The following is a 9,163-nucleotide window of genomic DNA, read 5'->3' on the forward strand; positions in this document are numbered from 1 at the left end:
AAGCATTACTGTTAAAAATAGAGCACAAAAAAGCCGCAATTTGCGGTCTTTTTTATTATGGAATGTGTTGTGTTATTTAACTGGGCGAGGCTCAGTTCGTAAACCTAAAATTAAGCTTACACACATCAATAACAATACAATGGTAAATGGCAGACCGGTTGATATAGCCCCCGCTTGCAGTGCTTCAATCGCTTGAGTGCCACCAATCCAAAGTAATGCAGCAGCGATAGCACCCTCAACAGACGCCCAAAAAATACGCTGTGGTACCGGCGCATCAATCTTACCACCTGCTGTGATTGAATCGATTACAAGTGACCCTGAATCAGAAGAAGTAATAAAGAATACCAGTACTAAAACAATAGCAATGAAAGATAAAACGTTCGCCATTGGCATTTCATCAAGCATTTGGAACATCGCCATAGGCACACTTGTTAAACCGTCAGTTCCTAGGGCACCAATTCCATTAACAACTTGGTCAATTGCGATGCCGCCATAAATAGACATCCATAAGATAGTGACTGTTGTAGGAATAAGTAGTACAGCGGTTAAAAACTCACGAATTGTACGACCACGTGAAACACGGGCAATAAACATACCTACAAACGGTGACCACGAAATCCACCAAGCCCAATAAAATACTGTCCATCCATGCATCCATGTTTCATCTTCACGACCATGTGGGTTACTTAACGGAATAATGTTTTCTACATAGCCCATTACTGTGTTTGGTATATTACCCATAGATACAGCAAAACCAACTAAACATACAAATACCAGTAGCACTAAAGCAATAAGCATATTGACGTTACTTAGTAGCTTAACGCCACCATCAATGCCTCGAATAACTGAGACAATGGCTAATAACGTCACCCCTGTAATAACCAGAATTTGTGAACCTACGCCACCTTCAAGGCCAAATACGTGGTTAATACCCGCTGAAGCTTGTTGAGCACCTAATCCTAAAGATGTTGCCAAACCAAATAAGGTCGCAAGCACAGCTAAAATATCGATTATATGCCCCGGCCAGCCCCATGCTTTATCACCTAAAATAGGGTAAAAAATTGAGCGTATAGAAAGCGGTAAGCCTTTATTGTATGTGAAAAACGCTAAAGAAAGCGCGACAACCGCATAAATGGCCCAAGGATGAAGACCCCAGTGGTACATAGTTGCGCCCATTGCAAGCTTTGCTGCTTCTGGGGTGTTGGCAGCCACATTAAGTGGTGTTTCATACCAGCCGGTGTAATAAGCCACCGGTTCAGCAACTCCCCAAAACATTAAGCCAATACCCATACCTGCTGCAAATAACATTGCCAGCCAAGAAATACGAGAGTGAGATGGTTTAGCATCGTCGCCGCCTAAACGGATATTGCCGTAAGGCGAAAAAATTAAAACTAAACAAAAAATAACAAAGAAGTTAGCAGCCCACATAAACAGGCCGTCAAAATTATTAATAATATCGGTTTTGATACCATTTAGTGTTGTTTTAGCTACTTCGGCATCTGACACTAGTACGGCGATTAAAAAAAGTGCTATTAACCCTGCACTGATCCCGAATACAGGGTTATGTATATCAAATCCCCACTTTTGTACGTTGTCTTGACCTACGGTGTAGTCCGTATTATCAATACTGTACTTGTCATGATTCTCGCTCATGCAATACCTCATTGGTTAATGAAACAGGTTGGCTTAATGCCAGTTTTTTATAGTTCACTGTATTCGTCTTATTAGATTATTTGCCAAAGCTAACAACACGAATAATTAGAAGACTAACTAATTTAATTGCCCATCATACCTTTACTGCTAGGGGAGTTAAATATTAAATACGAAAGAATTAACACTTTGCTAAAATTTTGAGCTGACTTTGTCTTTTTATTGTACATGTCTGGTCGCTAAGAAAATGAAAACTAACGCGTTAGCACTTTATTTTATAGTCGTAAATAGCAATGAATGCAAAAGCTAAGTTAATGAATATTCATATTAATAGGGCGTATAAACAGATAAATCACTTAATTGGATACGCTAAAAGCGTACTCTGATTTTTAAAACTAAGAGTAATTTGTTAAATGGGCTTTTTTATGACTTTTTAATTACATTTTTATAGCTTTGGATTTTTAGCCAAGGGGAGGTTAATAGAATCAGCAATGAAAATAGAGATGTTAAAGTAGTTTTTATAAAAAGGTGGCATACTTATTTTGCAGTTTAAACTAATTTGCTTTCTCATTTATTTTGAGTCTTAACAGCTTAACTCACGAAGAGGGTAAAGAGACGCTGCGCTTTTAGAGAAGTAACAAAGCCACATAATTAAACAAAAATGATGAGGCAGAATGGCTTTTACTTTCTCATTTTCTTCTCATTCACTTCTCTCAGTGCAATAAGCATTTTAAGAAAATTACGCACAAAGACACCAAAAAAAGCTGCAGCTTTAACACTGCAGCTTAGGATGGTTAAATTTTCATTTGTACGCTTCGTTATGAACGCCCGCGGCGCGCCCTGATGGGTCGGCATTATTTTGAAATGATGCATCCCATGCGAGTGCTTCTGGGGTTGAACACGCAACTGACTTACCATGCGGTACACACTTAGCCGAGGCATCGCCAGGGAAGTGCGACTCAAAAATACTGCGGTAAAAATACGCTTCTTTTGAATCTGGGGTGTTAATTGGGTATTTAAATTTGGCATTCGCCAATTCTTGATCCGTTACTTGCTCATTAACAAATTCTTTTAAGGTATCTATCCAGCTGTAGCCAACGCCATCGGAGAATTGCTCTTTTTGACGCCATAACACTTCATCTGGGAGGTAGCCGTCAAAGCCTGCACGTAAAATGTGTTTTTCAATTTTGCCGTCTTTACACATCTTAGCTTCAGGGTTAATGCGCATTGCCACATCAACAAACTCCTTATCTAAAAATGGTACGCGTGCTTCAACACCCCAAGCCGCCATTGATTTGTTGGCACGTAAACAGTCAAACATATGGAGCTTTGAAACTTTACGGTTCAGCTCTTCATGAAATTCTTGTGCATTCGGTGCTTTATGAAAATATAAATAACCGCCAAATAATTCATCCGCACCTTCACCTGAGAGCACCATTTTTATACCCATGGCTTTAATTTGACGAGCCATTAAGTACATTGGGGTTGATGCACGAATGGTGGTTACATCGTAAGTTTCAATGTGGTAAATCACTTCTTTAAGTGCATCAATACCTTGTTGAATAGTAAAGATAATAGGGTGGTGAATAGTCCCTATCATATCAGCTACTTTTTGCGCTGCGGCTAAATCGGGGGAGCCTTCTAAACCCACCGAAAAGGAATGCAGTTTAGGCCACCAAGCATCACTTTCATCGTTATCTTCAATACGTTTTGCAGCAAAGCGCTGGGTAATAGCGGAAATAACCGATGAATCTAAGCCACCCGATAGCAATACGCCATAGGGTACGTCACACATAAGCTGGCGCTTAACCGCCGCTTCCAATGCATCTTTTACATCTTCTGCTTTGGCATCGTTGTTTTTAACAGCGTCGAAGCGTTGCCAATCACGTTGATAGTAAGAGGTTAATTTGCCGTCTTTGCTGTAAAGGTAATGCCCCGGCGGAAACTCTTCAATATGCTTACAAATAGGTGAGAGCGCTTTGAGCTCTGACGCTACATAAAAGTTACCGTGCTCATCGTGACCTGTATACAGTGGAATAATACCAATGTGATCGCGACCAATTAAGTACGCGTCTTGCTCTTCGTCATATAAACAAAAAGCAAAAATACCATTTAAGTCATCTAAAAATGCCGGCCCTTTTTGTTTATACAGGGCTAAAATCACTTCACAATCTGACTGGGTTTGAAAATCAAAGTCGACCTCTAAATTAGCGGCCAGCTCTTTGTGGTTATAAATTTCGCCATTAACCGCTAAAATATGGGTTTTTTCTGGGTTGTAAAGGGGTTGAGCACCGCTTGATACGCCAACAATGGCTAAGCGCTCATGCACTAAAATTGCTTTATCAGATGAATACACACCAGACCAATCTGGCCCACGATGACGTAACAGTTTAGACATTTCGATTGCCTGAGTGCGTAACTGGCTGGGATCCGATTTAATATCGAGTACACCAAAAATTGAACACATAATTTTTCCTCATTCCTATTAAGTGCCTACGATAGCGAGTTTGCTAAAGACTAACCTTGTTTTATCAGAAATAAAGAACTAAGTCACACGGCTTTTTTAAATTAATAAGAATAATTTATGCACCAAACAAGTTACTGGTGCACCAACATGGTGAGGTCGATAGTGTGATAGCAACGAATTGTACAATTTTTAATTTAAAACAGGCAGGGATAAGCATTTAATGCCCATGAAAATATATATTTGCACCAAGTGGGTGCAAATATAATCGTTAAGAAAATAGCTTTAAGTTAATTAGTCCAATAGCGATTTAAACTCAATTTAAGCTGAGATAGATGTGCATCGAGTTTACTTTTTGCCGCGGTTGCTTGTTCAAGCGTTACAAACTCAAAAGTAATAGAATCGGCGGTTCTAAACTGAGCAAACTGATGTAAATCCGCCTCTATTACATGGCCTATCAATGGGTAGCCCCCCGTTGTTTGTGCATCATTTAACAGCACAATTGGGTTGCCATCAGGTGGGAGTTGCACGCTTCCGGGTGCTACTGCGAGTGAGTGCAGTGAGAGCGAGTGTTGCATTATTTGGCTATTATTATGATCTAAGCGTACTCCCATTCGATTACTATTCGGGTTAATAGTAAATGAGGTGGTACAGAAAGCGTTTATACACTCAGGTGTAAGTAGTTCATGATGTGGGCCTTGATGTAGCCGAATAACTTTTCGTTTAGGCGGTGTTAATGCACCTTTATTGCATAGCCAAGGCTGAGTATATGGGGTTATTTTTATAATATCGTCGCTTTGTAATGCTCGGCCATTAAAACCACCAATGGCTGCCCCTAAGTCGGTTGATTTAGAGCCCATAACTTCAGGGCATTCAATTCCACCTTTTACGGCAATGTAAGCTCTGGAGCCACCGCGTCCTGTATCAAATTTAAGTGTTTGTTTTGCTTTTACCGGATAACTCCACCCGGGGTAAACGGCTTGAGTGTCAATTTTAGCGTTTAAGTCGGCTCCATGCAGAGCAATGACGGTATCGCACTCAAATTGCAATTCACATAACCCAACGGTGAGTTCAAGTACGGCATCGTTATCGTGATTATTTACTAAGCGATTGGCAATAATGTGCGCATAGGCGTCTAAGCTACCCGAGCGGCTAACCCCTAAATGACGAAAACCCACACGGCCTAAATCTTGGATTGTTAGTTGAATACCGCTCTTGATTACTTTAATCATTGCTTACTCCTTTTACAGGCACAAACTCTATGGTATCGCCAGGTTTAAATAAGCAAGGATTAGCCGCTTTAGAATCAAATAAGCAGGCATCAGTGTGAGCTATAATATGCCAACCACCTGGCGAATCTTCAGGGTAAATACCTGTTTGGTCTGCTCCAATGGCAATCGCGCCTTTAGGTACACTCACTCGCGGATTATCTCGCCTTGGGGTAAATAACCGTGAGTTGAGCCCATGTAAATAAGGAAAACCGGGAACAAAGCCTAAAAATAGAACGTGATATAACTCTTTACTATGTAAGTTAATCACTTCATCAATTGTGAGTTGATGATAGTTAGCTACGTAATCTAAATCTCCACCTTGGTAGTAGGTATTAATTTGGTGGTGCTGGCTATCAAACGGGTAATCATCCACTTCATCCCATAACTTAGCTAAAGTGTTGTACCATTTATTAAGCATTTCTGAGGACTTTAAATACAAAGTTAACGAGTTCATAGCTGGTACCAAATCGATAAATTCATTGCTGTTTTTACAGTGTTGGGCGAGTGCCCAAAGCTTTTTTTGCGTCGCAAGTATGTGTGGTTCGCTGTAGTGAGAAACATCAAAAAGCAGGCTAGAGTTCGTTAAAATTTTTATACTAGGAATCATGCTCATATCGATAACTCATTAATATTAATTACATTTAAGCTATCACAGTCACTGTAATATTACGATATTAATAGACAAGCTCGGATCGAATAAACTCCCTCATTCGTAAAGTTTTGTTGTGTGTGAAATTAATTGTTGAGTTTACAGGTCAGCTTTAGGGTAACTAAAACTAAGAGGTAATCGTATGTTTAAGGGGTTAATATTACCGGCATTTGCCATTGTGGGCTTGCTTAGTGCGATGAGCGCAATCTCGTCAGACGAAGTAACTAAGCCCAGTGATTTAGATGCCACTATGCATGTAGAACAGCTAGTGCTTGGCTCGGGCTGTTTTTGGGGGGCAGAAAAACGCTATGAAGCACTTAATGGTGTTCTCGATGCAGAGTCGGGCTATGCCGATGGGCATGGGTTTAAACCAACCTACAGAAATATAACTAAGTTATCGCGCCGCTTTGATGAAGATAATTACGCCGAAGTGGTGCAGGTTACATTTAATAGCAATATCATTTCAGCAAAAGAGCTGCTGCAAAATTATTACGAAAGCCACGATCCGACTCAAAGGAACCGCCAAGGTAATGATGTAGGTACGCAATATCGCTCTATTATTTTAACTACAAGTGACGAGCAAGCAAACACCGCGCTTGCGGTAACACAGCAGTATCAGCAGTTACTCACCAAAGCAGGTTATGGAAAAATTGCTACACAAATTAAGCCACTTGAGCGATTTTACTCTGCAGAAGAGTATCATCAAAATTACCTTGAAAAAAATCCAAACGGCTATTGCCCAGATCATTCAACCGGTGTCGTTTTTAGTCAAGACGAAAAGCAGCAGCTTGATAACACCGCATTGTTGACTGGCAAACAAATTGTTATTTTAGACTCTCGCGATTACTGCCCTTACTGTGAAAAATTTAAAGCGGCGGTAGCCAATGACTACAAAGGCACAATACCAATGACATTTCGCCATGCTGATCAGCTTAATGGCTTAACCATCAAATCGGCTACTTGGGCTACACCCACCATCTTATTTTTAGAAGATGGAGTAGAAGTGTATTCTCGCCAAGGTTACATGGATGCCGAGCGGTTTTATAAGGCGCTAGGGGCATTTAAGCTTGGTGACAGTGAAGCTTATAAAGTAGCGTTTAATGCTAAAACCGACAGCCCGTATTGTAAAGAGTACGCTATTTTTAAAAACACCCCCGATGGTATTTTTATAGATAAACTCAGTGGTGAACCCTTGTTTGATACCCGTGATAGATTTAACTCAGGCACTGGCTGGTTGTCGTTTACACACCCTGTAAAAGACAGCGTAACGCAACATGAAGATAACAGTTGGGGAATGCAACGTATTGAGCTTAAATCTAAAAGTACCGGTATTCATTTAGGGCATTTATTTCCAGGGGAAGGGCCAAAAGGTCAAGATAGATATTGTATTAATGCCACGGTGTTAGAATTTGTCGCTCGTGATGAAATAAACAGATCAGATGATGTTTAAGCTAATTAGCAAATAGGCAAATTTTAAGCAAAAAAAAGCAGCGAGACTTAGATAAGGTCGCTGCATTTCAATTGACAACATCTTCACACACAATAAAGATTCGGGGGTTGTATTAGTAAAAACTAATGCTGAATTATTGGTGCTGATGTGATTGTAAATAAAAACAACTCAAGCTCAGTCACCACCGGACTTGAGTTGCTTTTTACACTGACAACATCTTCACACACAATAAAGATTCTTACATTTATTGGCGGGTGTAAGCGTAAAATAAAAACAACCCAAGCTAAGTCACCACCGAACTTGAGCTGTTTTTTACACTGACAACATCTTCACACACAATAAAGATTCTTTTTTACTAGCTCGTTGTTACAAACTAATTAAATTTGGTTTCAGTAACGCGTTTTATTATTTTTGGTCGTTGCTGATTTGTTGAGTTAACTTTAGAGCTTTTACTCAATTTCGACAAGCGATAAAAACAAAACTAATAAGTGAAAAAAACTAACCTATAAATCCAGTCAATAAGGAGTTGCTCAAGTAGTTGATAATGCTGGTTATATTTTATTTTTAGAGGTTTGTGTGAGACACGAAAAAAATATTTTAAAAAGGTCGTAAATAATTAAACGCCCATAAAAGGGCGTTTAATGAATAGTCACTTTGTTTGTCTGAAGGTGTTAATTACCCATTTGGCAAACAAGTCGAGCGGGTGGTTTGCCGTACTAGAGCCATGTTGTACCAAGTAGTATTTATCTTTGGTGGTAAGTGGTTGTTCAAATAGTTTATAAAGCCATTGTTCATCCAGCCAGCTTTGGCTAATTGGTAGAGGAATAAGCGCAATGCCCATTCCTTGCTGCGCAGCTCTTGCTACACCAAACATACTGTCTATTTGAATAATTTGCGTTGGTGAAAAGTCATCAATCCCAACTTTTTCTGCCCACTGATGCCAAGCCCAAGGCCGTGCTTTATGTACAATAAGGGGTACTTGGTTAAGTGCCTGACAATGATCGTTTTGCCATTGTTCAAGCAGCTTTTTATTACACGCTGGAATGTATTCTAAATTAAAAAGCTCGGTAGCCAGTCCATCAAGTGGTTTACTTGAGGATAAAATTATTGATAAATCACTCTGGCGGGTTAATTCCTTTCGAGTTTTAAGGGTATCCATGTGTAAATTAATATTAGGGTGCTCACTGGTCCACTCACTAAGCTTAGGCATCAACAATTCACTGGCAAAAAACTCGGGTAACGTGATGGTCAAGTTTACATTTTGTTGTAACTGACTAAATTCGGTAATGGTGCTCTCTAGCATATTTATAATCGGATAAATTGCTTCAAAAAAGTTCTTCCCTGCAGGCGTTAAACTAATAGAGCGAGTTTGTCTTTGAAATAAATCAATGCCTAGCTGCTCTTCTAGCTGCTTAATTTGATGGCTTACAGCCGAGGGCGTTAAGTAAAGCTCTTTAGCAGCATGTTTAAAACTTAAGCTTTTTGCGGCAAAACAAAAAGAGCGAAGGCCGCGAATAGGTGTTTGCATGGTATCCAGTATAAAGTTATTTCAATCGCCTAGTAATAGGCAATAATTAAACCAAAAATAAAAACTAACTATATCAGCAATTTATTTATTTTATTAGGTCGAATTCACCTAAGTGGTGCGTTAAATTGTCACTATAGTGCAAAAACTAAAA

6 protein-coding genes are annotated in these 9,163 nt (G+C 39.6%); 1 reads left to right on the forward strand and 5 read right to left on the reverse strand.

The features are described from left to right. Positions 1–72: 72 nt before the first annotated feature. From P20439_RS07325 to pxpB, 4 genes are all read right to left on the reverse strand, one after another. Positions 73–1,653: a BCCT family transporter gene (locus P20439_RS07325; protein ID WP_008114717.1), complete on the reverse strand. Its 1,581-nt coding sequence runs from the start codon at positions 1,651–1,653 to the stop codon at positions 73–75. 799 nt (positions 1,654–2,452) lie between these two features. After that, on the reverse strand, positions 2,453–4,117 hold the full coding sequence (gene asnB / locus P20439_RS07330; protein WP_008465707.1) for an asparagine synthase B: 1,665 nt from the start codon (positions 4,115–4,117) through the stop codon (positions 2,453–2,455). 287 nt (positions 4,118–4,404) lie between these two features. Next, positions 4,405–5,346: a biotin-dependent carboxyltransferase family protein gene (locus P20439_RS07335; RefSeq protein ID WP_008465709.1), complete on the reverse strand. Its 942-nt coding sequence runs from the start codon at positions 5,344–5,346 to the stop codon at positions 4,405–4,407. Continuing rightward, positions 5,339–5,998, reverse strand: coding sequence for a 5-oxoprolinase subunit PxpB (pxpB, locus tag P20439_RS07340; protein WP_024600982.1), 660 nt, complete (start codon positions 5,996–5,998; stop codon positions 5,339–5,341). Before pxpB ends, P20439_RS07335 begins: the two co-directional genes overlap by 8 nt. 178 nt (positions 5,999–6,176) lie before the next feature. On the opposite strand from pxpB, the gene msrA reads away from it, so the two are divergent. Beyond that, positions 6,177–7,484, forward strand: a complete 1,308-nt coding sequence (gene msrA, locus P20439_RS07345; protein ID WP_008465712.1) for a peptide-methionine (S)-S-oxide reductase MsrA — start codon at positions 6,177–6,179, stop codon at positions 7,482–7,484. Positions 7,485–8,133: 649 nt separating this feature from the next. Here the strand turns inward: msrA and P20439_RS07350 are convergent. After that, the gene (locus P20439_RS07350) at positions 8,134–9,012 is read right to left on the reverse strand and encodes a LysR family transcriptional regulator (RefSeq protein WP_008114707.1); all 879 of its coding nucleotides are present in this window, start codon (positions 9,010–9,012) and stop codon (positions 8,134–8,136) included. Between the last annotated feature and the right edge of the window lie 151 nt (positions 9,013–9,163).

The sequence above is a fragment of the Pseudoalteromonas sp. BSi20439 genome (assembly GCF_000241165.1).
Taxonomy (GTDB): domain Bacteria; phylum Pseudomonadota; class Gammaproteobacteria; order Enterobacterales; family Alteromonadaceae; genus Pseudoalteromonas.

Excerpts from the sequence above, each read along its gene's own strand:
- P20439_RS07325 (WP_008114717.1), bottom strand. The coding sequence starts at position 1,653 with ATGAGCGAGAATCATGACAAGTACAGTATTGATAATACGGACTACACC.
- asnB (WP_008465707.1), bottom strand. The coding sequence starts at position 4,117 with ATGTGTTCAATTTTTGGTGTACTCGATATTAAATCGGATCCCAGCCAG.
- P20439_RS07335 (WP_008465709.1), bottom strand. The coding sequence starts at position 5,346 with ATGATTAAAGTAATCAAGAGCGGTATTCAACTAACAATCCAAGATTTA.
- pxpB (WP_024600982.1), bottom strand. The coding sequence starts at position 5,998 with ATGAGCATGATTCCTAGTATAAAAATTTTAACGAACTCTAGCCTGCTT.
- msrA (WP_008465712.1), top strand. The coding sequence starts at position 6,177 with ATGTTTAAGGGGTTAATATTACCGGCATTTGCCATTGTGGGCTTGCTT.
- P20439_RS07350 (WP_008114707.1), bottom strand. The coding sequence starts at position 9,012 with ATGCAAACACCTATTCGCGGCCTTCGCTCTTTTTGTTTTGCCGCAAAA.